Annotated in this window: 20 protein-coding genes and 1 tRNA gene; 9 read left to right on the forward strand and 12 right to left on the reverse strand. The window is 64.3% G+C overall.

Features of this window, described 5'->3' with window-relative positions; genetic code table 11:
• Positions 1 to 17: 17 nt before the first annotated feature.
• From ACQRBR_RS10115 to trmFO, 8 genes are all read right to left on the reverse strand, one after another.
• Positions 18 to 401 carry a translation initiation factor IF-2 gene (locus ACQRBR_RS10115; protein WP_427812908.1) on the reverse strand — a complete coding sequence of 128 codons (384 nt, stop codon included), beginning with the start codon at positions 399 to 401 and terminating at the stop codon, positions 18 to 20.
• Positions 402 to 411: 10 nt separating this feature from the next.
• On the reverse strand, positions 412 to 1,455 hold the full coding sequence (pheS, locus tag ACQRBR_RS10120) for a phenylalanine--tRNA ligase subunit alpha (protein ID WP_204625616.1): 1,044 nt from the start codon (positions 1,453 to 1,455) through the stop codon (positions 412 to 414).
• Between the two features lie 262 nt (positions 1,456 to 1,717).
• Positions 1,718 to 2,068: a 50S ribosomal protein L20 gene (gene rplT / locus ACQRBR_RS10125; protein WP_006008100.1), complete on the reverse strand. Its 351-nt coding sequence runs from the start codon at positions 2,066 to 2,068 to the stop codon at positions 1,718 to 1,720.
• A gap of 273 nt (positions 2,069 to 2,341) precedes the next feature.
• A complete protein-coding gene (gene rpmI, locus ACQRBR_RS10130; protein WP_006008104.1) occupies positions 2,342 to 2,539 on the reverse strand; it encodes a 50S ribosomal protein L35 in 198 nt (65 codons plus the stop codon).
• Positions 2,540 to 2,699: 160 nt separating this feature from the next.
• Complete coding sequence (infC, locus tag ACQRBR_RS10135) at positions 2,700 to 3,230, reverse strand: translation initiation factor IF-3 (protein ID WP_006008106.1); 531 nt, start codon at positions 3,228 to 3,230, stop codon at positions 2,700 to 2,702.
• Position 3,231: 1 nt separating this feature from the next.
• A complete protein-coding gene (gene thrS, locus ACQRBR_RS10140) occupies positions 3,232 to 5,178 on the reverse strand; it encodes a threonine--tRNA ligase (RefSeq protein WP_427812909.1) in 1,947 nt (648 codons plus the stop codon).
• Positions 5,179 to 5,337: 159 nt separating this feature from the next.
• Positions 5,338 to 5,414, reverse strand: a tRNA-Val gene (locus ACQRBR_RS10145).
• A gap of 238 nt (positions 5,415 to 5,652) precedes the next feature.
• Positions 5,653 to 7,014, reverse strand: coding sequence for a methylenetetrahydrofolate--tRNA-(uracil(54)-C(5))-methyltransferase (FADH(2)-oxidizing) TrmFO (trmFO, locus tag ACQRBR_RS10150; protein WP_427812910.1), 1,362 nt, complete (start codon positions 7,012 to 7,014; stop codon positions 5,653 to 5,655).
• Positions 7,015 to 7,863: 849 nt separating this feature from the next.
• Here trmFO and dut point away from each other — a divergent pair.
• From dut to ACQRBR_RS10165, 3 genes are all read left to right on the forward strand, one after another.
• Entirely contained in the window at positions 7,864 to 8,364 is a 501-nt protein-coding gene (dut, locus tag ACQRBR_RS10155) for a dUTP diphosphatase (protein WP_239463900.1), read from the forward strand.
• Positions 8,365 to 8,543: 179 nt separating this feature from the next.
• Positions 8,544 to 9,746, forward strand: a complete 1,203-nt coding sequence (locus tag ACQRBR_RS10160; protein WP_427812911.1) for an aspartate aminotransferase family protein — start codon at positions 8,544 to 8,546, stop codon at positions 9,744 to 9,746.
• 243 nt (positions 9,747 to 9,989) lie between these two features.
• Positions 9,990 to 10,208, forward strand: coding sequence for a TraR/DksA family transcriptional regulator (locus ACQRBR_RS10165; protein ID WP_040369802.1), 219 nt, complete (start codon positions 9,990 to 9,992; stop codon positions 10,206 to 10,208).
• 442 nt (positions 10,209 to 10,650) lie between these two features.
• Here ACQRBR_RS10165 and ACQRBR_RS10170 read toward each other — a convergent pair whose 3' ends face one another.
• The 4 genes from ACQRBR_RS10170 to ACQRBR_RS10185 all read right to left on the reverse strand — a co-directional run bounded on the left by ACQRBR_RS10170 (position 10,651) and on the right by ACQRBR_RS10185 (position 13,906).
• Positions 10,651 to 11,856, reverse strand: coding sequence for an FprA family A-type flavoprotein (locus ACQRBR_RS10170; RefSeq protein ID WP_303879173.1), 1,206 nt, complete (start codon positions 11,854 to 11,856; stop codon positions 10,651 to 10,653).
• 113 nt (positions 11,857 to 11,969) lie between these two features.
• Positions 11,970 to 12,104 (reverse strand): rubredoxin, encoded by a 135-nt coding sequence (locus ACQRBR_RS10175; protein WP_006008124.1) that lies wholly within the window; start codon positions 12,102 to 12,104, stop codon positions 11,970 to 11,972.
• 19 nt (positions 12,105 to 12,123) lie between these two features.
• On the reverse strand, positions 12,124 to 12,504 hold the full coding sequence (locus ACQRBR_RS10180) for a desulfoferrodoxin (protein WP_006008126.1): 381 nt from the start codon (positions 12,502 to 12,504) through the stop codon (positions 12,124 to 12,126).
• Between the two features lie 226 nt (positions 12,505 to 12,730).
• Positions 12,731 to 13,906: a phosphodiester glycosidase family protein gene (locus ACQRBR_RS10185; RefSeq protein WP_427812912.1), complete on the reverse strand. Its 1,176-nt coding sequence runs from the start codon at positions 13,904 to 13,906 to the stop codon at positions 12,731 to 12,733.
• A gap of 153 nt (positions 13,907 to 14,059) precedes the next feature.
• Between ACQRBR_RS10185 and ACQRBR_RS10190 the strand changes: the two genes are divergently transcribed.
• From ACQRBR_RS10190 to ACQRBR_RS10215, 6 genes are all read left to right on the forward strand, one after another.
• Complete coding sequence (locus tag ACQRBR_RS10190) at positions 14,060 to 14,932, forward strand: methylenetetrahydrofolate reductase (protein ID WP_427812913.1); 873 nt, start codon at positions 14,060 to 14,062, stop codon at positions 14,930 to 14,932.
• Positions 14,933 to 15,234: 302 nt separating this feature from the next.
• Entirely contained in the window at positions 15,235 to 16,623 is a 1,389-nt protein-coding gene (locus ACQRBR_RS10195; protein ID WP_427812914.1) for an MFS transporter, read from the forward strand.
• Positions 16,624 to 16,640: 17 nt separating this feature from the next.
• Positions 16,641 to 17,303: a flavodoxin family protein gene (locus ACQRBR_RS10200; RefSeq protein WP_427812915.1), complete on the forward strand. Its 663-nt coding sequence runs from the start codon at positions 16,641 to 16,643 to the stop codon at positions 17,301 to 17,303.
• Complete coding sequence (locus ACQRBR_RS10205) at positions 17,300 to 17,779, forward strand: hypothetical protein (protein WP_427812916.1); 480 nt, start codon at positions 17,300 to 17,302, stop codon at positions 17,777 to 17,779. Before ACQRBR_RS10200 ends, ACQRBR_RS10205 begins: the two co-directional genes overlap by 4 nt.
• Before the next feature lie 417 nt (positions 17,780 to 18,196).
• Complete coding sequence (locus tag ACQRBR_RS10210; RefSeq protein ID WP_168935491.1) at positions 18,197 to 18,532, forward strand: ArsR/SmtB family transcription factor; 336 nt, start codon at positions 18,197 to 18,199, stop codon at positions 18,530 to 18,532.
• Positions 18,533 to 18,599: 67 nt separating this feature from the next.
• Positions 18,600 to 22,649 (forward strand): MFS transporter, encoded by a 4,050-nt coding sequence (locus ACQRBR_RS10215; RefSeq protein ID WP_427812917.1) that lies wholly within the window; start codon positions 18,600 to 18,602, stop codon positions 22,647 to 22,649.
• The last annotated feature ends 3 nt before the right edge of the window (positions 22,650 to 22,652 follow it).

Consider the following 22,652-nt stretch of genomic DNA (forward strand, 5'->3'; position numbering starts at 1 on the left):
GCCGGTTAGCAGTTGATTCAGTTGAAGTCCCAAGCCGGTTTGCCCGGCGTGTCGGCGTCGGGATCCGGCAGGGGGCGGCTCTGTTTGCGTCCGTAAGTGCCGTAGGCGCCGCCGCGGGGGCGCTTGCGGGGTTTCACTTCCTCGGGGCCGTAGTCCTTGAGCGGGCGGCCGTAGGCATCGGTATAGCCCATGCCGCGCTCGGTGGTGTTGCCGGCATTGCCCATGGCGGGCAGGCCTTCTATGGGCTTGGGCCCGCCGGGCGGCTCAAGGCCGCTGTGGCGGGGGCTCAGGGCCGAGGCGGCCCAGGCATCACCGGCATCCAGCGCGGCGCTGCCGGCGGCGCAGAACAGGGCCAGCAGCACGGGGACGCAGGCACGGCGGAGGCAGACGGACAGAGGCACGGGACCCACCCTAGGCGTGCAGGCCGAACTGGCCGAGGAAGCGCACGTCGTTCTCGAAGAACATGCGCAGGTCGCCGATGCCGTACTTGAGCATGGCCACACGTTCCACGCCCAGGCCGAAGGCGAAGCCGCTCACATCGGCGGGATAGCCCACGGAGGCGAACACGGCGGGGTCCACCATGCCGCAGCCCAGGATCTCCACCCAGCCGGTGGTCTTGCACACGCGGCAGGGTTCGCCGTTGATGTGGCCCTTGCCGCCGCACATGCAGCAGCTGATGTCCACTTCGGCGGAGGGTTCCGTGAAGGGGAAGAAGCTGGGGCGGAAACGCACTTCGGTATGGCCGCCGAACACGGAGCGCACGAAGGCCGTGAGGGTGCCGCGCAGATGGGCCATGCTGATGTTCTGGCCCACCACCAGGCCTTCCACCTGATGGAACATGGGGGTGTGGGTCAGGTCGGAGTCGCGGCGGTAGACCTTGCCGGGAGCCACGATGGCCAGGGGAGGCTTGCGGCCCAGCATGGTACGCACCTGCACGGGGGAGGTGTGGGTGCGCATGAGCACGCGCTCGGTGATGTAGAGGGTGTCCTGCATGTCGCGGGCGGGATGTTCCGGCGGCATGTTGAGGGACTCGAAATTGTAGAAGTCGTTTTCCACTTCCGGGCCGGAAGCGATGTCGAAGCCCAGCTTGCTGAAGATGCCGCAGATTTCTTCCATCACCAGGGTGGTGGGGTGCAGAGAACCGCGCCAGGGGGCGCGACCGGGCAGGGAGGGGTCGAAGCGCTTGAGGGCCTCGGCTTCGCGGGCCGCTTCCAGGGCGGTCTTGCGGGCGTCGAACAGGGCGGTGAGGCGCTCCTTGACGCTGTTGGCCTTCTGACCCACGGCGGGGCGTTCCGCGGGGGGCAGCTTGGCCATGGAGCTCATGGCCTGGGCCAGTTTGCCCTTGCGGCCCAGAAAGTCCACCCGCAGTTCTTCCAGTTCATCCAACGAAGAAGCCCGGTCAAGACCTGCTTCGAGGTCTGTAACCAGGCTTTCCAGTACAGTCATCAAATCCATGCGAATTCCCGGAGCCGCCGCAGGCGGCGTTACGGTCAAAGGGACGGCCCTGACGGCCGCACACAACAGCGGCGGAGGGACACCATGTCCCGCCGCCACACGACAACAGGGCGCATGCCGCCGGGGCCGCATGCCGCGGCATCCGGGGCGCGCCCGATCTTACCGGAATCTCCGGCGGAAAAAAAGAGCGCGGCATATCCCGCACGAGGAAAAACCTCACGCCAAGACATGCCGCGCACTCAAAAAAGCTGTGGCGTGCCGACTACAGGGCAGCCTTGGCCATTTCCACCACCTTGGCGAAGTCGTCCTTGTGGTAGACGGCGAGGTCGGCCAGAACCTTGCGGTTCAGGGCGATGCCGGCCTTGTTCAGGCCATGCATGAGGCGGCTGTAGGACAGGCCGTTCAGGCGCGCGCCGGCGTTGATACGCAGGATCCACAGGGTGCGGAAGTCGCGTTTGCGGTGCTTGCGGCCGATGAAGGAATACTGGAGCGAACGCTCCACAGCCTCACGGGCGGTACGATACAGACGGCTGCGGCCACCACGGAAACCCTTGGCCGCGCTCAGGTACTTTTTGTGCCGACGATGAGCGGCGAGACCTCTCTTCACACGCATGGGGGGTACCCTCCTTTCGCCCGGCCAAGGCGGAGGTATTGTGCCTGCCGGGGAAAAAAATTGATCCCAGATGGGGCGCAAATTGCTTGAAAAGAACGGCTTTGCGCTGGCCGTCGCCCCTGTGGGGCGCTGCGCCGCGCGGCGGTGCTGCGGCGGTCATGCCGCCTCCCGCATGCGGGCGCGCAATCCGGACGGATCAGAATTCACGCCGTCACGCTCTCGCGTTCCGGCACGGACGCTCCGCGCACGGAGCTTCCGCAAGGCTCGGGATGACTAGCCGTTGGGCAGCATCCGGCGCACGGCCTTCTCGTTGGTGCGGTCAACGATGGCGGCCTGGCCCAGGCGCATCTTGCGGCCGGGAGCCTTCTTGGTGAGGATGTGGCGCAGATTCTGACGACGACGCTTGAACTTGCCGCTGCCGGTGAGCTCGAAACGCTTGGCCGCGGAACGCCGGGTTTTGATCTTGGGCATGATATACTCCTTAGCGAATAACCTGTCCGTACACTACGGGCAGGAACGGCATATTGCCTGAAAAAGCCGTGCGGCGCAAGTGCAAAAATGCAGGGGCGCGCAGGCAGCCCTGACGGCACAGGCCACCTGTGACGTCAGGAAAAAAGGCTCTGGCGAAGGACTACTTCTTGGGCACCAGCAGCATCTGCAGGGTGCGGCCTTCGGCACGGGGCTCCTGGTCCACCTTGGCCACATCGGCCAGGTCCTGCACGACGCGTTCGAGGATGCTGATACCACGGTCCTTGTGGACGATCTCGCGGCCACGGAAGAACACCGTCACCTTGCAGCGGTCGCCGTCTTCCAGGAAACGGCGGATGTGGCGCAGCTTGGTCTCGTAGTCATGGTCGTCGGTCTTGGGACGGACCTTGATTTCCTTGATCTGCACCACGCTCTGGCGCTTTTTGGCTTCCTGCTTCTTTTTCTGCTGCTCGTACTTGAACTTGCCGTAGTCCATGATGCGGCAGACAGGCGGTTCGGAGGTGGAAGCGACTTCCACCAGGTCCATACCGGCTTCCTTGGCAAGGGCAATAGCCTCGTTGCGCTGCAAAATACCCAGTTGTTCCCCATCGGCGCCGATGACGCGCACTTCGCGGGCGCGGATCATCTCGTTGCGACGCACGCCGTCCTGCGGCACGTCGCGCCGGGGTCTCATGTTAGGAGAAGCTATAGCGCATCCCTCCATTCTTGAAAGGCTCTTCGCTGTCCGTGCGGATCAGGGCAGCCACTTCCGCCACGGACTTGAGCCCCAGGTTGTCCCCATTGCGCAGACGCACATTGACGCCGCCCGCCTGCGCTTCCTTTTCTCCAACCACCAGAATATACGGCACCTTGGCCAGCTGCGCCTCGCGCACCTTGAAGCCCAGCTTCTCGTTGCGCGTATCGGCCGTCACGCGGATCCCCAGAGCTTTCAGCTCCTCGCAGGCCTTGAGCGCGGCTTCGTTGTGGGCATCGGTGACCGTCAGGATCCGGGCCTGTTCGGGCGCCAGCCAGGTGGGCATGGCACCGGCGTACTGCTCGATGAGCACACCGATGAAGCGCTCCAGCGAGCCCATGATGGCCCGGTGCACCATGACAGGACGATGACGTTCGCCGTCCTGGCCCACATAGGTCAGGTCGAAACGTTCGGGCAGGGTGAAGTCCACCTGGATGGTGGAGCACTGCCATTCGCGACCGATGCAGTCCAGCAGGCGCACGTCGATCTTGGGACCGTAGAAAGCGCCGTCGCCCTCGTTGATCTCGTAGGGCATGTCGGCCTTTTTCACGGCCTCGATCAGGGCATTGGTCGCCAGTTCCCAGGCTTCGTCGGTACCGATGCTGTCCTTGGGACGGGTGGAGATGCCCACCTTGTAGTCGAAGCCGAACAGATGCATCAGGTCGCGGATCAGGTGGATGACACCGAGGATCTCGCCTTCCAGCTGTTCGGGCGTGCACAGGATGTGGGCATCGTCCTGGGTGAACTGACGCACACGCAGCAGGCCGTGCAGGGTGCCGCTCTTTTCGTGGCGGTGCACCACGCCCAGCTCGAAGTAGCGCTGGGGCAGGTCACGGTAGCTGCGCAGATCGTTGCGGTAGATCAGCATGTGCGAGATGCAGTTCATGGGCTTGATGCCGTACTGATCGTCCTCGATCTGGGTGAAATACATGTTCTGGCGATAGTGGTCGTAGTGACCGGAACGCTGCCAGGTCTCCACGCGCAGCAGCTGCGGGCCCTGCACCAGGTCGTAGTTGCGCTTGATGTGCTCGCGACGCCAGAAGTCTTCCAGGATGGTGCGCATCAGCATGCCCTTGGGCAGCCAGAAGACCATGCCGGGGGCCACGTCTTCATGGAAGGTGAAGAAGCCCAGTTCACGGCCCAGCTTGCGGTGGTCGCGGCGCTTGGCTTCTTCCAGCTGCTTCAGGTAGGCGTTGAGGGACTTCTCGTCGGCAAAGGCGGTGCCGTACAGGCGGGAGAGCATGGGATTCTTTTCGTCGCCGCGCCAGTAGGCGCCGGCAGCGGAAAGGATCTTGCTGGCCTTGGAGAAGCCGGTGTGCGGCACGTGGGGGCCGCGGCACAGGTCGGTGAAATCACCGCAGGTGTACAGGGAGACCGTGTCGCCCTCGATGCCTTCGATGATCTCCACCTTGAAGTTCTCGCCCATCTTGCTGAACTTCTCGATGGCGTCGGCCTTGCTCATGGTGGTGCGCACGAAGGGCAGGTGTTCGTTGACGATGCGCTGCATCTCGGCTTCGATGGCCGGGAAGTCTTCGCTGGAGAAGGGCTTTTCCACGTCGAAGTCGTAGTAGAAGCCGTTTTCCACAGCGGGACCGATGGTCACCTTGGCCGAGGGATAAAGCTTTTTCACCGCGGCGGCCATGACATGGGCCGTGGAATGGCGGATCATGCTCAGGCCTTCGGGAGAATCAGCGTACACGGGAGTGATGTCGGTACACTGGGCGGGAACGGTGGCGGAAAGATCGCACAAAGTCTCCGTGCCCTCTGCGGTCACACGCGCAGCCACCACGGATTTGAATTTTTTGCCGCTCAGCGCTTTCTGCAGAACAGCGGCCACATCACCCTGTTCGGGGGCGTCCACCACCTGTCCTTCCACGCGGACATCCATGCTTATACTCCTTCAGGCGCCCTTGTCGGGCGTATGGTACAAAAAAAGGAATGGGGAGGCTGAAAAACCTCCCCATCTTCAAAAAACGTGCTGCTTTCGTGCAGCTATCTGGCGGGCACCGCCCCTGTCGCCACGGGCTCATGCCCTTATTATTTTATTTGGTAGGAACGAGCAGACTTGAACTGCTGACCCCTTCCGTGTCAAGGAAGTGCTCTAGCCACCTGAGCTACGCTCCTACTCCAAGAGGCGAAGTCTTATCTAGCGAAAACGACCCCCTGAGTCAACAACTTTTTTTAATTTTTTTTTATTTTTTATTTTCAATGGGTTGTGGACTCATTTTTATCTCTCATTTTGCCCGTTTTTTTCGGTGGTCGTCAAAAATGGGCAAAACGCTCTGGAAGCGGGGAACAAAAAAAGCGCATTTTTTTCGAAAAAAATGCGCTTTTTTTGCAACAGAGCCGAAAGTCGAGGCTGCTACAGCCCCTGTTCCGCACGCCAGGCGGCGAAACGTTCGCGCGCCCGGGCCGAGTAGAGGGCCTTGCGGTCCTTCTTTTTGGCTTTTTCGTCCAGCTCCGGCATGAGGCCGAAATGGGCATTGGACGGCTGGAAGTGCTTCACCGGGGTGCGCAGATGGTTGAGCAGGGCACCCAGCGCGCATTCCAGCGGCGGCAGGGCCAGCTCCCTGCCCTGGGCGCGGGCGGCCAGCAGCATGCCCAGCCACATGCCGCAGGCGGCGGATTCCAGATAGCCTTCCACACCGGTGATCTGTCCGGCCAGGAAGACGCGGGGCCGCGCCTTGAGCGACAGGTCTTCGTTCAGGGCCACGGGCGAGTTCACATAGGTGTTGCGGTGCATGCTGCCGAAGCGGGCGAATTCCGCCTTTTCCAGACCGGGCACCATGCGGAACACGCGCGCTTGCTCGCCGTAGGTCAGCTTGGTCTGGCAGCCCACCAGGTTGCAGGTCTCGCCGTTGAGGGTCTCGGCCCGCAGCTGCAGGATGGCCCAGGGACGGCGGCCGGTGCGCGGGTCCACGAAGCCCACGGGCTTCAGCGGGCCGAAGGTCAGAGTGCGCGGGCCGCGTTCGGCCAGGGCCTCCACCGGCATGCAGCCTTCGAAATGCTTTTCCTTCTCGAATTCCCGTGCGCCCACCTTTTGCGCTTCCAGCAGGGCATTATAGAATGCTTCGTATTCTTCCTTGTTCATGGGGCAGTTGAGGTAGTCGCCGCCCGTTTCGCCCTTTTCCTGCCCGTAGCGCGAGGCACGGAACACGATGTCCATATTCAGGGAGTGCGTCCAGACGATGGGCGCGATGGCATCATAAAAATAGCAGTGGTCGCCGCCCACCACCTCGGCCAGCGAGGCGGAGAGGTTCTCCGAAGCCATGGGCCCGGCCGCCAGCACTACGGTCTCGAAGCCGTCCAGCGCGGGATCGTCCAGAGACGTGATTTGCCGGTGCACCAGCGTGATGCCGGGCGTGGACCGGATACGCTGCGTCATGGCCGCCGAGAAAGCCTCGCGGTCCACGGCCAGCGCTTTGCCCGCAGGCACGCGGTGGGCGTCGGCCAGCTCCATGAAGTCGCTGCCCAGTTCGCGCATCTCGGCCTTGAGCAGGCCGATGCCGGACGTCAGTTCGTCCGAGCGCAGAGAATTGGAACAGACCAGCTCCGCCAGCCCGTCATTGACATGGGCCGGGGAACGGAACTCCGGCTTCTGTTCGAACAGGGTCACTTGCAGACCGGCCCGCGCCAGACGCAGGGCACATTCGCAACCGGCCAGGCCGCCACCAATAACCGCATAGCTGTGTTCAGTCACGCCATCTCCTTTTGTTGGCCGCATCTTTGCCCAATCTGGGCCTGGAAGGCAAGGGGGAGCAGGAGCGGAGACGGGGGAAGTGGGGCCTGTTCGCTTTATTGGAGGAAAGGTGGGCTGTCGCGGGGGAAGGGAGGCCTTTTGGAAAAGGCTCCCCTTCCCCCGTGCCCCCATCCCCGCGAAAACTTTTGTTCTGGTCAGTGCAAGGGAGTTTGCGGGCGGTGAGCCTTCCGAGCACGACGGTCCCCAGAGGAGATGCTGACCCCGCTCATCGGCCATACCCGGGCGTCCCGGAACGTATGGGGCCCCTCGCGTGGCTCCATTGCCGGTCGTGATGCGGATGAGGTCTTGATGCCGGCGGGGATTGAGCCTGCGGGTTTGGGGTACCGGAGGGAGAGGGCGTTTTGTGGAATCTGTCGTTAGGGCAGTGCCTCAGCTCATAAGGGGGGTATCTGGAGGAGACGGGCGGGGCAGCGCCACACTGTTTTATATTATAGGAGGTGAGAGGGGGAGACGGGGCTCGATGCGCGGAGGGGGTGTCCGCCGTATCCCGACCGGAAGGGAAAGCACGTTTGCTGGTGGGGCATACCTCTTTTGCAGGGACATGGCTGGAGGAGCGTATGCCGGACAAGGGAACGCCTGGAAGGATTAAAAAAATTTTTTTGCAGATGTTCCAGCTGGGAACTTGCTGGCAATGTTTCCTGAAAATCCCCGCAGATGGCCTAGTTGCTCACTGAAAGAGCGAAGGGGGGACCGCTGTGTGGAGCCGGCCGCCGGGCCGGCGGGGGCCTGTCCATGAGCACGGGCACAAAGCGGCTGTCCTGTGGCCGTATCCTGCGGGCCCGCAAGGCTTTGGGCCTCTTGCCCGCTGTCCGCATGTGCGCTACATCTCACGCCATGAGCAATTTTTCCGTACCCACCTGCCCCGTGCGCCTCGCTTTCGTGCGCGAAGGGGCCCGTTCCCTGTACGCCGGTCAGCTTGAACCGGCCACGGCCTTCTCGGCCGGTATCGACCTGCGCGCCTGTCTGGACGAGGACTGTGTGCGCATCCCTGCCGGAGGCCGTTTTTGCGTGCCTGCGGGCATCAGCGTGCAGCCTTGCGAGGCCGGTTTCGCGGGTTTCCTCTATTCCCGCAGCGGCCTTGGTGCGCGTGAGGGCCTGACCGTGGCCCAGGGAGTGGGGGTCATCGACCCCGACTATACGGGCGAGATCCTCGTCATGCTGCTCAACACCTCGGGCGAGGAGCGCATCCTCAAGCGTGGGGAGCGCATGGCCCAGCTTGTTTTCCAGCCCTTTGTCCGCCCTGTCTGGCAGGAGGTGGAGAGCCTTTCTGCCACGGAGCGCGGTGCGGGCGGCTTCGGACATACGGGGCGCTAGTCTCCATCAGGGGATGCCGCCGGTCGGGGCCGCGTGTGCCGCGGGTATATCCGCCGTCGGGCCGGGACGTCTGTTTTCCCGGCAGGTCTCCCGTTTTTTCCCAAGCCTTTTCTGTTTCACGATTGCCGGGGCGCGTGCCCCGTGGGATGGCGCAAGGCCTCCCAGCAAAGGAGTTGACCATGTCCGACACATTTTCCGCCGTCAAAGCCCAGGAAGAAGCACTGCTTTGCCGTTCCTACAGCCGATATCCCGTGGCTGTGGTCCGAGGCAAGGGCTCGCGGTTGTGGGACGTGGACGGTAAGGAATATGTGGACCTGCTGGCCGGCATCGCGGTGACCGCCCTGGGCCACTGCAACGACGAGGTCTGCGCCGCCCTGGAAGCCCAGGCCCACAAGCTCTGGCACGTCAGCAACCTTTTCTATCAGGAAGAACAGCTGGAACTGGCCCGTCTGCTGCTGAGCACCAGCCATCACGGCAAGGCCTTCTTCTGCAATTCCGGCGCCGAGGCCAACGAGGCCTGCATCAAGCTGGCCCGCCGTTACATGCGCAAGGTCAAGCAGCGCGACGCCTACGAGATCATCACCCTGGGCGGCTGCTTCCACGGCCGCACGTTCGGCGCGCTGGCCGCCACGGGCCGCGAGAGCCTGAGCGACGGTTTCACGCCGCTGCCCGAAGGCTTCAAGCAGGTGCCCGCCAATGACCTGGCCGCGCTGGAAGCCGCCATCACGCCCGCCACGGCGGCGGTACTGGTGGAAGTGGTGCAGGGCGAAGGCGGCATCGTGCCCCTGCCGGGCGAGTACCTGCGCGGTGTGGAGGCCCTGTGCCGCAAGCACGACATCCTCTTCATCTGTGACGAAGTGCAGGCCGGTCTGTGCCGCACCGGTACCTTCTGGGCCTTCCAGCAGCATGGCCTGACCCCGGACGCCATCAGCATGGCCAAGTCCCTGGCCAACGGTCTGCCCATGGGCGCCATGCTGGCCACCGACGAGATGGCCAAGGGCTTCGAGGCCGGCAGCCATGCCACCACCTTTGGCGGCGGCGCGCTGGCCTCCGGTGTGGCGGCCAAGTGCGTGGAGATCATGCTCCGCGACAAGCTGGCCGACCGTGCCGCCGAGCTGGGCAAGCATGTGATGGACCGCGTCCGCGCCATCCAGGACAAGCTGCCCGGTACCGTGCGTGAAGTGCGCGGCCTGGGCCTGATGATCGGCATCGAGCTGGCTGTGGATGCCGCTGCCGTGTGGCGTGAGCTCATCGCCCGCGGCTTCATCTGCAATCTGAGCCACGGCGTGACCCTGCGTCTGCTGCCTGCCCTGACCATCGACAAGGCCGACCTCGACGCCTTCATCGACACGCTGGAAGATATCCTGCGTACGGCGAAGTAAGGCGGCGTTTCCCGGTACATATCCAGGCTCCCGTGCCGCTGACCGGTGCGGGAGCCTCTTTTTACCGTTTTCCAGGGGCGGCCATCACGGTCGCCTCAGGAGCCTGCCGGCCCTGATTTTTTCCTGGTGGCTGCGGGTGGGCTCTTTACAGGATGGGGCGCCTGTGCTACACAGGCCCGCACCAATCCACTACGGCAATCCCGGCTCATGCGGGATTGCCGCTTGCTTTAAGGAGACAGATGCATGGATGTTTTTGACCAGGCCACTGAACTTGAACGTCTGGACCGTGAAGCTGCCCTCTCCCGCGCCCGCGCTGCCATGGACCAGGGCGGTCCCGACTGGATCGACGGCGTGGCCTGCTGCCGCGAATGCGGCGAGCCCATCCCCCAGAAGCGTCTGGAGGCCCTGCCCGGTGTCGGCCTGTGCCGTGCCTGTCAGGAAGAACGCGAAAGCGGACGCTAGCATTTTTTGATAACGGACAACCGGAGGCCGGGGCCCTTGAGGCTCCGGCCTTTTTGTTTTGGGGCTGCAAGCTGTTGAGCCGCGCAGGCGTGGCGCAAGGATACCGATCATGCAGGGCGGGGCCGGGCGCATGCGTCCGGAAAGATGCCTGGCTACGGGCAGGAGCCTTGTCTGCTTTCTGGCCGGGGTCCGAAGACGGGCAGCAATGCTGATACGCCTCTCATTGCTGTCTTTACGGTGAGTTCTGATGAAGCTGGAGGAACAGACCCGCTCATCAGGGATGGAAGCCTTTGCCTGAGAGGGGACGCAGGTCAGGCCCGTCACGCTGCCGGGTCTGGCCCGCCTGCCGGATGGGACGGGGCTCTGTGCCGCTTCTCGCTGGGCATAAAAAAACGGCGCCCCCGTTTTGGGGACGCCGTAGGGCATTCGGAAGGCTGCGGGCTTATTCGCCCTGGCACTTCTTCTTCAGGGCCTCGCCCACGGTCTTGCCCAGTTCCACGCAGGCGCGCAGGGCTTCGTGGCGCGGGGTCCAGTTGCACTTCACGAAATCGGCGGGCATTTCCATGCCCATGGAAGCCAGCATCTCGTGCAGGACCTTGGCGGATTCACCGGACCAGCCGAAGGAACCGAAGGCGCCGCCCACGCGGTTCTGGGGACGCAGGCCCTTCATGTAGGTCAGGGTGGAGGCCATCAGGGGCATGATGGTGTTGTTGTGGGTGGGGGAGCCCGCGATCACGGCGCCGCAGTTGGCCAGTTCGGTCATGATCTCGCTGTGATGGTTGCTCTTCACGGACATCAGGCGGGTAGGCACGCCCACTTCTTCCAGACCGCTGCACACGGCATAGGCCATCTTTTCGGTGGAATGCCACATGGTGTCGTAGATCACCATGGCGCGCTGCTGGGGCTTCTGTTCGGCCATCTGGCGGTACATATCCACGATGAACTTCACGGACTTTTCGCCGCGATGGATCAGGCCGTGGTCAGGGGCGATCATGTCGATGTCCAGGCTCTCCACGATGGGCAGGGTCTTCAGCACCTGGGGAGAGTAGGGCAGCACAATGTTGTAGTAGTATTCCTTGATGGCGCGCACGAAGTCGCCCTGGTCGTGCTCATCGGCATAGCGGTAGCTGGTGGCGATGTTCTGACCGAAGGCGTCGTTGCTGATGAGCAGCTTGTCTTCGGGGATGTAGGAGACCATGCTGTCGGGCCAGTGCAGCATGCGGGTCTCCTGGAAGATGATGTTGCGCTTGCCGATGTTCAGCTTGTCGCCGCTCTTGACCACTTCGATGGGCCAGTCCTTGCAGTCGAAGTAGCCCTGCATGGACTTGTAGCCCAGGGTGGAGACGAAGATCTTTTCGGGCTTCACGCGGGCCACCACTTCAGCCAGGCTGCCGGCGTGGTCGGGTTCCATGTGGTTGCAGACGATGTAGTCGATCTTTTCAGGGTCCATGATCTTGGCGATGCGGCACAGCATGTTGCCGGCCCAGCCGGGATACACGGTATCCATCAGGACGTTCTTTTCGTCGCGGATCAGGTAGGCATTGTAGGTGGAACCTTCGGGGGAGCGGGAATAGCCGTGGAAGTCACGGTGATCGTAGTCCACGCAACCGACCCAGAAAATATCTTTTTTGATTTCAACGGGCTGCATGAAAATTCTCCATTAGGGGATATTGTTCACGGTCAGGATGCCGCAAAGGGCATAAACGAGCCTGCCCTGCCGCAGGGCGGCAGGGCAGGCGGAAAGAGCGGAAGAAACAGGGCTTAGGCCTGTTCGAACTGATCCTTGCTCACGCCACAGACGGGGCAGGTCCAGTCATCAGGCAGCTGATCGAAGGGCACGTTGTCGTTTTCGGCGGGATCGTATTCGTAACCGCACACGCTGCAAACGTATTTCATGGTGTCTCTCCTTATGAGCCTAGTTTTCGGCCTTCCAGTGGCCGTGAAGGTTGCAGTATTCGCGGGCAGTGACCTTTTCGGCGTCGGTCTTGAACACCGCTTCAGGCTTGTCGCCCGGCTTCAGGAAACAGGTCAGGCTCTGGTTGTCGGCCAGCAGTTCGATCCACTCGATGTAGTGGTTTTCGTCCATGGGATGGGCCACGCTGCCCACGGTCACCTTGTAACCGCCTTCGATCTTTTCGATCACGGGCACGTGCTTTTCCATGGCGCCGTCGGTGGAGCCTTCCTTCATGAGCTTCATGTTCTCGCCACAGCAGACCAGGCTGGCGCCGCCGCCGTGGATGACTTCAACGATATTGCCGCAATGGGTGCACTTATAAACTTCAAGCTGATTCGGCATGATATTTGTCTACCTTTGTCCGCAGCCGGACAGTTGGGATCGGTGTTTACATGTTGCCGGAACTCCTTCCGACGGAGCTACTTTGAACCAAGACGGCCCCGCTGTAAAGAGGTTTTCCGGCTATAATAGTAATTTTTCTTAATAAAGAAGTTTTTCACAAAAGTCGTGTCCGTCCTGGCGCAGAGGATGCAGAGGAAAAAGTCTGTCTATCCGGTATGTTCCGCCATCATTCGGCGGGAGCGGCGGGGACGGCCGTCTGCTGGAGCATGGTGGGACAGTCAGGCAGGGCCGGAGCATGACGGCGACGGATGCCCAGCACATTGGGCAGCTGGGCCCGCACATTGCCCGTGACCCAGAAATCGGCTAGGTGCCGTCCGCGCAGTTCCTGATGCAGCCCGGGGGAGCGGATCACCAGCCCGGCCTGCATGCCGCCTTCCACATACATGACGGTACGGACATCCAGCGGCAGGTGGAGCAGGGCGTGGGCAAAGCTGTAGGCTTCCAGCGGTTCGCGGCAGTGCAGGAACAGGATCTTGCCCGCCCCGTCCTCGGCCACCGCCGAGATGGCGTACAGGGGGCCGCCGGGAGACCAGAGGATGCGGCGCTCGTCATTGATCATGCGGTAGTTCTGGATGACCAGGCGGTATTGCTCCAGCAGTTCCTGCCACTGGGGATCCTCGCGGGTCAGGATGTCGGCGCGGGGCAGGCCCTCCTGGCGGGGACCGGCCACGAAGAAGGCGCCGAAGCGGCGGACCAGGCGCTTGTTGTTGATGTAGTCGTCCTGCCGCATGTAGCCCGTACTGGTGACGCCGTCGGGAAGATACATGCTGGCATTGATGGCGGCCACCAGATCATGGCTGTCGGCCCACTGGCCAAGGGTCAGGGCCGGATGCTTGTGGGCCGCGCTGGCATAAAGGCGAAAGTCGAACAATTCCGGGTCGATACGCAGGACGGTCAAAGAGGCCTGCTGCCCGGCTTCGGATTGCAGGGAAAACTCCGCATATTCGAGTCCCTCTTCCAGGGCGTTCCAGCGGGGGGCTTCCGGCAGGGCCGCATCGGCCTCGGCGCTGGCGTCCGCTGCCGGGGCCTCGTCCGGGAGCGGCAGGGCCTGGGTGGCTGCCGCAGGCAGGACTTCATCCTCGGCGGGCAGCGGGGGCAAGCCGGGCAGGCCGGAAAGATCGAGCTGTTCCAGTTCCAGACTCAGGGAAGGCGCGGGTGGAACAGGGGGAAGGTTCTCTTCCGCTTCGGCTTCGGCAGGGCAGAAGACCAGCAGGCAGACCAGCAGGCAGAGCAGCAGGCAGAGCGAGCGAAGGCAGCAGGCAAGAAGGGCGTGCTGCCTGCGGCGGAGCAGAGCGGCAGGGAAGGCGGAATGGCAAAAAGCGGGTGCGACCGAAGCGTCCATACCTGCTGACATAGAGCGCCCTTGTTTTTTTGGCAAGCATCGGGCGCTGGCAGGAAGGGGTGGGCAAACTATATTGACTTATCAAGTTATATTGATATAGTTGGAGGCATCGAAACCGTTTTTTTATGATTCACAGTTCCCAGGAGTTTTGTCATGCAGATCGCCCAGGCTCTCCGCCAGACAACCAAGCCTTTTGTTTCTTTGGAATTTTTTCCCCCTGCCGCGGAAAGTCATCTGCCGGAGTTCTACGAGACCGTGGAGCGCCTGCGCTCGATCGATCCTCTTTTCCTCTCCGTCACCTACGGTGCGGGGGGCGGCAAACAGCAGAACACGCTGAACGTCACGGCGGAGCTGGCCCGTCGGGGCTTCACCGTCATGGCGCACCTGACCTGTGTGGGCGCCGAGCCGCAGGCCATCAGCGATTTTGTGAGCCATCTGCGCGCTGCCGGGGTCCACAACGTGCTGGCCCTGCGTGGGGATGCGCCGCGCGGCGTGAGCGACTGGGACTGGAATGCGGGGCATTTCCACAACGCCCGTGACCTCGTGCGTTTCCTGCGTTCGGAGCATCCTGACCTGGGCATCGGTGTGGCGGGCTATCCCGCGCCCCATCCCGATGCGGCCACCTTCGCGTCGGACCGGGCCTATCTGGCCGACAAGCTGCGCGCCGGAGCGGATTTCGTCATCACCCAGCTTTTCTTCGATGTGCGCGAGTATGAGTCCCTGGTCAGCTCGTTGCGCGCCGCCGGTCTGGAGACGCCGGTCATCCCGGGCATCCTGCCCATCCAGAGCTTCGATTCCCTGCGCCGTGTGCTCTCGCTGTGCGGGGCCAACATCCCGGGCAAGCTCTATCTGGAACTGGAAGCGGCCCACAACGAAGGTGGTGTGGAGGCCGTGCGCGAAGCGGGCCTGCGTTTCGCCGCCCACCAGATCCGGCAGCTGCTGGATTGCGGCGCGCCCGGCATCCACCTGTACAGCCTCAACAAATCCGAGATGTGCCTGCGCCTGGTGGAAGAAGCGGGCCTGTAGGCCGCTTCCCCGGTGGGGGAGAATATGAATGATGACGGGAGCTGCCGGGACCGTGCGGCTCCCTGAAAAAACGGGAAGGGACAGGTTGCCTTCCCGTTTTTTCGTCGCATCCCGATAGCCCCCGCAGGGAAGGGGACCGTGCTCCGGACCGGCATCGCCTGCGTCACTGCTGCGGGCATGGCCCGGCCCCGGGCCGCCGTCTTGTGCCCTGCACGGAGGCGCCGTCTCCCGCCATAACTGTTCTTTTTTTCACGATTTCACATCCGGTTGACCACCCCCGGCCTCCGGTTTTAGGGTTGTCCATGAGTATCGCAAAAGAACATCGCTGGTTGTTGCTGGCCGTCTGCGCGGCGCAGTTTTTCATGCCGTTCATGGTGGCCGGGGTCAACGCCGTCCTGCCGCCCCTGGGGGAAAGCCTGGGGGCCAGTGCCCGTGAGCTCAGTCTGCTGGGGGCCGTCTATACGCTGGGGCTGGTCGTGTTCCAGCTGGCCGGAGGCACCCTGGGGGATATCTACGGACGGCGCCGGGTCTTCCTTTTTGGCCTGAGCCTGTTCAGTGTGCTGGCTCTGGTGCTGGGCTTCATCCCGCATATCGACGTATTCATCGGCCTGCGCCTGTTCCAGGGGATGGGGGCCGCCATGCTGAGTTCCTCCAGTCTGGCCCTGCTGGCGTCCGCCGCGCCCAAGGAGATGCGGGCCAGTTATCTGGGCCTCAGCAATGTGGCCGTTTATGCGGGCATCGCCTGCGGTCCGCCGGTGGGCGGCCTTGTGGCCGGTTGGCTGGGCTGGCGCTGGCTGTTCTGGGGCACGGGCCTGGCCGCACTGGCCGCCATGTGCATCATGATCTTCCGGGTGCCGCTGGAGTGGCGCACCGCCGATAAGGAACCCTTCGACGTGCCGGGCTGCCTGCTCTACGGCGGGGCCATGGCGGCGCTGACCTTTGGCGCATCCTCCGTGGCGGATGATCATCTGCTGGGCGGGGGGCTCTTTCTGCTCTGTTTCGTGCTGCTGGCCTGCTTCGTCTGGCGGGAGCTGCGCAGTCCCTTCCCCATGGTGGACGTGCGCCTGCTGTGCAGGAACAGGGTCCTCAGCCTGTCGCTGGTGGCGGCCTTCGTCAACTACTGTTCCTTTTTCGGTATGGTCTTTTTCTTCAGCCTCTACCTGCAGGTGGGGCGGGGCTTCAGCGTACAGGAAGCCGGTCTGATGCTGGCCCTGCAGGCCGCCGTGCAGTCCCTGTCCAGCCCGCTGGCCGCCCGCCTTTGCGACCGCTATGACCAGGGCCTCATCAGTACCGTCGGGACGGTATTCTGCGGCCTGGGGCTGCTGAGTGCCGCCTTCCTGGACATGGATTCCTCGCTCTGGGTCATCGTGGGAGCACAATGTCTTATTGGCGCGGGCGTCAGTCTGTTCGCTCTGCCCAACACCACCATCATCCTTGAAGCAGCCGGACCGCAGCGGGTGGGGCAGGCTTCCGGGCTGGTGGGCACGGTGCGTACGGCCGGCATGCTGGGCAACCTGACCATCATCACCCTGACCTTGAGCCTTTTCCTGGGCCATGAGCCGGTGGGCAAGGACAATATCGACGCCTTCCTGCACTGCATGCGGGTGGATATGGTGCTGTTCGGTATTTTGAGCCTGCTGGCCGTGGGCTGTACCCTGGCCCGTAACAGCAGCGGCGCGAAGACCGCCTGAACCGGAGGCATGATGCCATGAAGATATTCGCCGTCAACGGCAGCCCGCGCAAAAAGGGCAATACGGCCACGGTGCTGGAACACTTTCTGGAAGGGGCCCGCAGCGCCGGGGCGGACACGGAGCTGATCCATCTGTATGATCTGCAGGCCTCCGGCTGTCGCAGCTGTTTTGCCTGCAAGCTCCGGGGCGGGGCCTCGTACGGGCATTGCGCCCTGAAGGACGACCTTTCGCCCGTGCTGGCCGCGCTGGAAAAGGCCGATGGGCTGGCCCTGGGCAGTCCCGTCTATTTCGGCAACGTGACGGGCGCCATGCGTTCGTTCCAGGAACGCCTGTGCTTCCCCTATCTGGTCTATGACCGCCAGCGCACCACCATCGCGCCCCGCCGCCTGGCGATGGCCTGCATCTACACCATGAACGTGGATGTGGAGACCATGCGGCAGCACGGCTATCCCGAGACCCTGGCCGTCATGGATGGTTATTTGGGGCGCATCTTCAGCACGCCCTCCGTCCTGTATGTGACCGACACCTGGCAGTTCGACGACTATGCCAGATATGTGGCCGACCGTTTTTCCGAGGCGGACAAGCGGCGTCGGCGCGAGGAACAGTTCCCGCAGGAGTGCCGTCAGGCCTTCGTCATGGGGCAGGAGATGGTCCAAAAGTTGGCAGGGGCGGGCGCGTGATCCGGCAGGGCGATCCGGCGGAGGCGGAAGACGACGTGCTGCTGTTCCGCCCCTTGTCCCCGGCAGGGGAGGCTGTCCCGGTGGCATGGCATTTCCCGGCCGGGCTGGAAGATTTTCCCGCTGCGGCGGACTTCCATTTCTGGCGCCGGGCGCCGGGGAGCCCTGTGGGCGTGCTGCATCCGGCCGGACAGCCGGAAGAGGGCCTGCTGCTGGGCGAGGCCTGTGCTTTGGGCTGCACCGGCCCCCTGCGTCTGACAGCGGCCGAGCATGCCCTGCTGGGGAGTTGCCCGACCGAAGGGCTGGCCTTTTTCCTGTGCCTGGGGGCCCTGCCGGAGGAGCCCGGGCGGGCCGAGTTGCGCGTCTGCGCTGTGCTGGCCGTGGCTCTGGACGGGGGGAGGGCCCTGCGCCTGTCCCTGCCGCAGGAGCTGCCGGAGTGCTTGCCCATGACGCGACTGTCTGCAGTTTCCCCGGCCTGAGCCTTTGATTCTGTGACGGGCGAGAGGACAGGGGGGGCCGTGCCGTGGCGTGGGGCATCCGTCCCGTGCGGGAGGATGGGCCTTTACCGGCATGGTGGTGCAGTCCGCCCCCGCGTTGCGGTCAGGCAGCCATCGCCGTTGCGGGGCATGTGGCGGTATTTGTAGTCATGACATGTAAATATCTATCTTGAAATTATCGATATCGGCAGGGCTGCACCGGTGCTGTGCGGCCCTGTTTTTTTGTGTCCTTTATAGGGGAAACGTTCCTCGTTCCGGCTGGCAGGGCGTGTGCCCATGGAGCCTGCAGGCGGAGAGGACGCTATTAAAACTATAAAACTAGTTTTTTAGTTGACACGATAAAACTACTTTTTTAGTTTGATGTTGACAGCATACTTTCCCAGCGTCTACACCAAGGGCATGAATTCCTCGTATATCACCGCCCTGCCGGACGACTGGGAACGCGTGGCGCGGGTCTTTTCCGCCATGGGGGACGCCACCCGGCAGAAGATCCTTTTGCTCTTCGAGCCCGGGGAGAGCATCAGCCTCAGCAGCCTTGTGGCGACCGTGGGCCTGAGCCGTACGGCCGTGAGCCATCATGTGAACGTCCTCGTGCGGGCCGGACTGCTGATCCCCCGGCGGCAGGGCCGGGAAGTGCTTTACCGGCGCGACCTGCCCTTTGCCGTGGAGATGCTCGACCGGGTGCGGGATTACGCGCTGGCCGAGCTGGCCGCGGAGCAGGGCGACCGTTCCTGAGCCTGCCCGGCTGGGCAGAGGCTTTGGCAGGGATCGCCGCCATGCACGGATGCTGCAAGGAGTGCGCATGAGCAGGCGATTTTTGCGACAGACCGTCTCGCTGGGGGTGAGCTATACCCTCGGTACCTTCAACGACAATTTCTTCAAGCAGGCCATCCTGCTGCTGGCCGTGAGCATGGGCCATACGGCCGTGCAGGCCTGGGGCACCGTGCTTTTTTCACTGCCCTTCGTCCTGTTCTCCGCCTGGGCGGGCTGGCTGGCCGACCGCTATCCCAAGTGCCGTCTGGTACTGGCGGCCAAGGCCCTGGAAGTGTGCGCCATGCTGGCCGGGGGCTGGGGGCTGCTCCAGCTGCACTGGAGCGGCATGCTGGCCATGCTCTTCTGTATGGGGGCCAGCGCCACCCTGTTCAGCCCGGCCCTCAACGGCTCCCTGCCGGAACTGTTCGCCCGCGAGGACGTGCCCCGCGTCAACGCCCTGTTCAAGCTGGCCACCACGGCGTCCATCCTGCTGGGCATCACGCTGGCAGGCGGGGCCCTGGAACGGCAGTGGTTCGCCACGGAGATCCCCTTCGGGCGCTGGCTGGTGGCTGCCGTAGCCGTGGGCGTGGCGGTGCTGGGTCTGCTGTCCGTGTTCTTCATCCCCTACCGGCCCGCTGCCGCCCGCAAGGCAGATCTGCCGCCCTTCCCCTGGCTGGGGGCCCTGGATTCCGCCCGTGAGCTGTGGCGCCTGCGCGCCCGCCAGGGCATCTTCTGGTGCCTGTGCGCCGATGCCTTCTTCTATACCCTGTCCACCCTCGTCCTGCTGGAGATCAATGCCTACGGTGTGGCCCAGCTGGGCCTTGGCCCCACCATAGCCAGCCTGCTGCCCGGGGGGCTCATGCTGGGCATCTGTGCCGGGGCCGGGCTGGCGGCCCGTCGTGCCCGTGGGGACTGGCGGCGGAGCGTGCCCCGCGCCTGCGCCGGTATCGGCCTGTTGCTGGCGGTCGCCGGTTGCGTGCCCGCCGCGCCCGAGGCCTTCCGTTTCGGTCTGCTCTTTGCCTGTTATGCGGCGGTGGGCATCTGCGGCAGCCTGTACATCGTGCCGGTGTCCAGCCAGATCCAGCTGCTTCCGGCAGCGGAGGAAAAGGGCCGCATCCTCGGCACCAGCAATTTCTTTTCCTTTTCCGGCATGGCGCTGGCCGGGCCGGTCTATGCCCTGCTGTCCTTCCTGCCGCCTTCCGTGGCCCACATGCTGCTGGGCGGCCTTACCCTGATCTGGGCCGTCTTTTTTGCCCGTCGCCTCAAGGCCGCTTTTCCTGATGGCGACGATGGCGGCAGCAGCGGCGGGGCGGGGGACGACGAGGGGAAGGCGGACGGGCCCCGGGGGCATCGCCGGGTCGCTTCGCGTGTCCGTATCCTGTTTTCCCGCATGCTGCTGGCTTGCGGCCGCTATGTGCTCTCCCTGCGTTACCGTGTCCGTCTGGAAGGGCTGGACGTCCTGCAGAGCGAAGTGGCGCGGGCGCGTGAGCGGGGCAGGGGCGTGCTTGTGCTGCCCAACCATCCCGCCTTCATGGATCCGGCCCTGCTGTGTACGCATCTTGCCGCTTTTGCCCTGCGGCCGCTGGCGGACAGCCATCAGATACGCCGCCCGTGGTTGCGGCCGGTGGCCGCGCTGACGGGCTGCATCTCCCTGCCGGACCTGCGCCGTGACGGCCTCTCCGCCCGTGACCAAGTGAGGGAAGCGCTGGACAGCTGCGCCGCTGCGCTGGCCCGGGGCGAGAACGTCCTTTTGTATCCCTCCGGCGGCCTGAGCCGGGACGGCGGCACGCATCTGGGCGGCAACAGCGGCGCGTACCGGCTGTTGCAGGCCGTGCCCGACTGCGGTCTTGTCCTCGTGCGCACGCGCGGCCTTTGGGGCTCGTCCTTCAGCTGGGCGGCAGGCGAGCCCGTGCTGGGCCGGGCCCTGCTGCGTGGGCTGGTGTCGCTGCTCTGCCACGGCCTGTTCTTCCTGCCCCGGCGGGAGGTACGCATCACCTGCGCCCTGCCGCCCCGTCGACCTGTGGCCGGGGAGGGCGTCCGGCCGTATAATGCGCTGCTGGAGTCTTTTTATGATGCCGTCGGCGGCGAAAAGGCCTGCCCGCAGATCCTTTTTCCCTGGCGGGCCGAGATGGCGTTCGGGACGGGTACAGGTGCGGCATCGGCCCGGATGGCCGCCACGCCGCCTCCGCTCGCCGCTGCCGACAGGGAAGCCGTGCTGCGTCTGCTGGCGGAAGCGTCGCCTCTGGACCCGGAGTGGGGCAGCCTCAAGGAAGACCAGCGCCTGGACACGGATCTGGGGCTGGACAGTCTGGCCCTGACGGAACTGGCCGTGCAGCTGGAAGAGCGTTTTGGTCACGCTCCCGCCAGTCTGGAAGGCTTACGAACGGTGGGGGACTGTCTGCTGCTGGCCGCCGGACAGATGCCGGAGGCCACGCCGACGGAGGCGGAGGAAGCCTCTTCCCCTTGGCTGGATGCCGTGAGGGCCCGGCCCGCACGGGCGCTCAGCCTGCCTGATGCCCCCAATTTGCCGCTGGTCATGTTGCGGCAGTTGCGGCGCGCCCCATCCCGCCCCCTGCTGGCCGACAACGACCGGATACTGACGGCGCGTGCGTTCTGGATACGGGCCGTGGCCCTTTCCCTGCATCTGCGCCGCCGTTTGGGCAGCGGACAGCGGGTGGGCATCATGCTGCCCGCCTCGTCAGCGGCCTGTGTGGCCTGGCTGGCCGTGCTGCTGGCCGGACAAACGCCGGTCATGCTGAACTGGACCACAGGGCCGCGCAATCTGGGCCACTGTCTGCGTCTGGCCGGGGTGCGGCATATCCTCAGTGCCCGTGCCCTGCTGGATCGTTTGGAAGGCAGCGGCCTGCGCGAAGCCGCCGAAGAGGCCGGGGCCGTATGGCTGCCGCTGGAAGATACGGCAGCCTCCCTGTCCCCCTGTCTGCGGCTGGAGGCCGCCTGCCGTGCGTTCCTCTCGCTGGCAGGGCTCGAAGGCTGCGCCGTGCCCCGAAAGCTGTCCCCGTTGGCGGCCATCCTGTTCACCTCGGGCTCGTCGGCGGCACCCAAGGGCGTGCCGCTCAGCCATGACAACATCCTGGCCAACTGCCGGGACGTGGCGGCCATCCTGGCCCTGGACAGCCACGACGCCATGCTGGCCATGCTGCCGCCCTTCCATACGCTGGGCCTCACGGGCAACATCGTGCTGCCGCTTTGCTTCGGCGTGCCGGTGGTCTTCCACGCCAATCCCACGGAAGGCGCCCGCCTGGATGCCGTATGCCGCCAGTGGCGGCCGACCCTGCTGGTGGCGGCCCCCACCTTTCTGGACGGTATGTTGCGGCAGGCCCGGCCCGGGGATCTGGCATCGTTGCGCGTGGCCTTCGTAGGGGCAGAGGCCTGTCCGCAGCGCCTTTATGATGATTTTGCCCGCCTGAGCGGCGGCGGGCTGCTGTGCGAGGGCTACGGCGTCACGGAATGTTCGCCGGTCATCAGCCTCAACCTGCCCACGGATGCCCGCACGGGCACCATCGGCCAGCCCCTGCCTTCGGTGCGGACGGCCATCGTATCCGTGCAGGAGCCCCGGCAGCGGCTGGCGGCCGGAGAGACCGGCCTGCTGCTGGTACGGGGCCCCAATGTGTTCGACGGCTATCTGGGACAGGGCTGTGACGGCGGCCCGGCGTCCCCCTTCCTGCGTCTGGACGGTGAGGACTGGTACTGCACCGGCGATCTGGTGCGGGCGGACAGCGACGGGCATATGACCTTTGCGGGGCGGCGGGAGCGTTTCGTCAAGCTGGGCGGGGAGATGATCTCCCTGCCGCAGATGGAGGCCGTGCTGGGGCGTCACTTCATGGCCCCTGCCGGACAGGAAGGCCCGGTGCTGGCCGTGGATGCGCTGGAAGAGGAGGGGCAGACCGTGCTGGTGCTGTTCACGACCCTGCCTCTGGAGCGCGAACAGGCCAATGCCGTGCTGCGGGAGGAAGGTCTTTCCGCCCTGTACATGCTGCGCCGGGTGCGGCGGCTGGCGGCCCTGCCTTTGCTGGGGTCGGGCAAGGTGGATTACCGAAGCCTGCGGGCCCTGGCCATGCAGGAGGGGCAGGGCGTCTAGCCG

This window comes from Desulfovibrio sp. SGI.133, assembly GCF_050313955.1.
Taxonomy (GTDB): Bacteria; Desulfobacterota; Desulfovibrionia; order Desulfovibrionales; family Desulfovibrionaceae; genus Desulfovibrio.

Excerpts from the sequence above, each read along its gene's own strand:
- pheS (WP_204625616.1), bottom strand. The coding sequence starts at position 1,455 with ATGGATTTGATGACTGTACTGGAAAGCCTGGTTACAGACCTCGAAGCA.
- rplT (WP_006008100.1), bottom strand. The coding sequence starts at position 2,068 with ATGCGTGTGAAGAGAGGTCTCGCCGCTCATCGTCGGCACAAAAAGTAC.
- rpmI (WP_006008104.1), bottom strand. The coding sequence starts at position 2,539 with ATGCCCAAGATCAAAACCCGGCGTTCCGCGGCCAAGCGTTTCGAGCTC.
- infC (WP_006008106.1), bottom strand. The coding sequence starts at position 3,230 with ATGAGACCCCGGCGCGACGTGCCGCAGGACGGCGTGCGTCGCAACGAG.
- thrS (WP_427812909.1), bottom strand. The coding sequence starts at position 5,178 with ATGGATGTCCGCGTGGAAGGACAGGTGGTGGACGCCCCCGAACAGGGT.
- trmFO (WP_427812910.1), bottom strand. The coding sequence starts at position 7,014 with ATGCGGCCAACAAAAGGAGATGGCGTGACTGAACACAGCTATGCGGTT.
- dut (WP_239463900.1), top strand. The coding sequence starts at position 7,864 with ATGTGCGCTACATCTCACGCCATGAGCAATTTTTCCGTACCCACCTGC.
- ACQRBR_RS10160 (WP_427812911.1), top strand. The coding sequence starts at position 8,544 with ATGTCCGACACATTTTCCGCCGTCAAAGCCCAGGAAGAAGCACTGCTT.
- ACQRBR_RS10165 (WP_040369802.1), top strand. The coding sequence starts at position 9,990 with ATGGATGTTTTTGACCAGGCCACTGAACTTGAACGTCTGGACCGTGAA.
- ACQRBR_RS10170 (WP_303879173.1), bottom strand. The coding sequence starts at position 11,856 with ATGCAGCCCGTTGAAATCAAAAAAGATATTTTCTGGGTCGGTTGCGTG.
- ACQRBR_RS10175 (WP_006008124.1), bottom strand. The coding sequence starts at position 12,104 with ATGAAATACGTTTGCAGCGTGTGCGGTTACGAATACGATCCCGCCGAA.
- ACQRBR_RS10180 (WP_006008126.1), bottom strand. The coding sequence starts at position 12,504 with ATGCCGAATCAGCTTGAAGTTTATAAGTGCACCCATTGCGGCAATATC.
- ACQRBR_RS10185 (WP_427812912.1), bottom strand. The coding sequence starts at position 13,906 with ATGGACGCTTCGGTCGCACCCGCTTTTTGCCATTCCGCCTTCCCTGCC.
- ACQRBR_RS10190 (WP_427812913.1), top strand. The coding sequence starts at position 14,060 with ATGCAGATCGCCCAGGCTCTCCGCCAGACAACCAAGCCTTTTGTTTCT.
- ACQRBR_RS10195 (WP_427812914.1), top strand. The coding sequence starts at position 15,235 with ATGAGTATCGCAAAAGAACATCGCTGGTTGTTGCTGGCCGTCTGCGCG.
- ACQRBR_RS10200 (WP_427812915.1), top strand. The coding sequence starts at position 16,641 with ATGAAGATATTCGCCGTCAACGGCAGCCCGCGCAAAAAGGGCAATACG.
- ACQRBR_RS10210 (WP_168935491.1), top strand. The coding sequence starts at position 18,197 with ATGAATTCCTCGTATATCACCGCCCTGCCGGACGACTGGGAACGCGTG.
- ACQRBR_RS10215 (WP_427812917.1), top strand. The coding sequence starts at position 18,600 with ATGAGCAGGCGATTTTTGCGACAGACCGTCTCGCTGGGGGTGAGCTAT.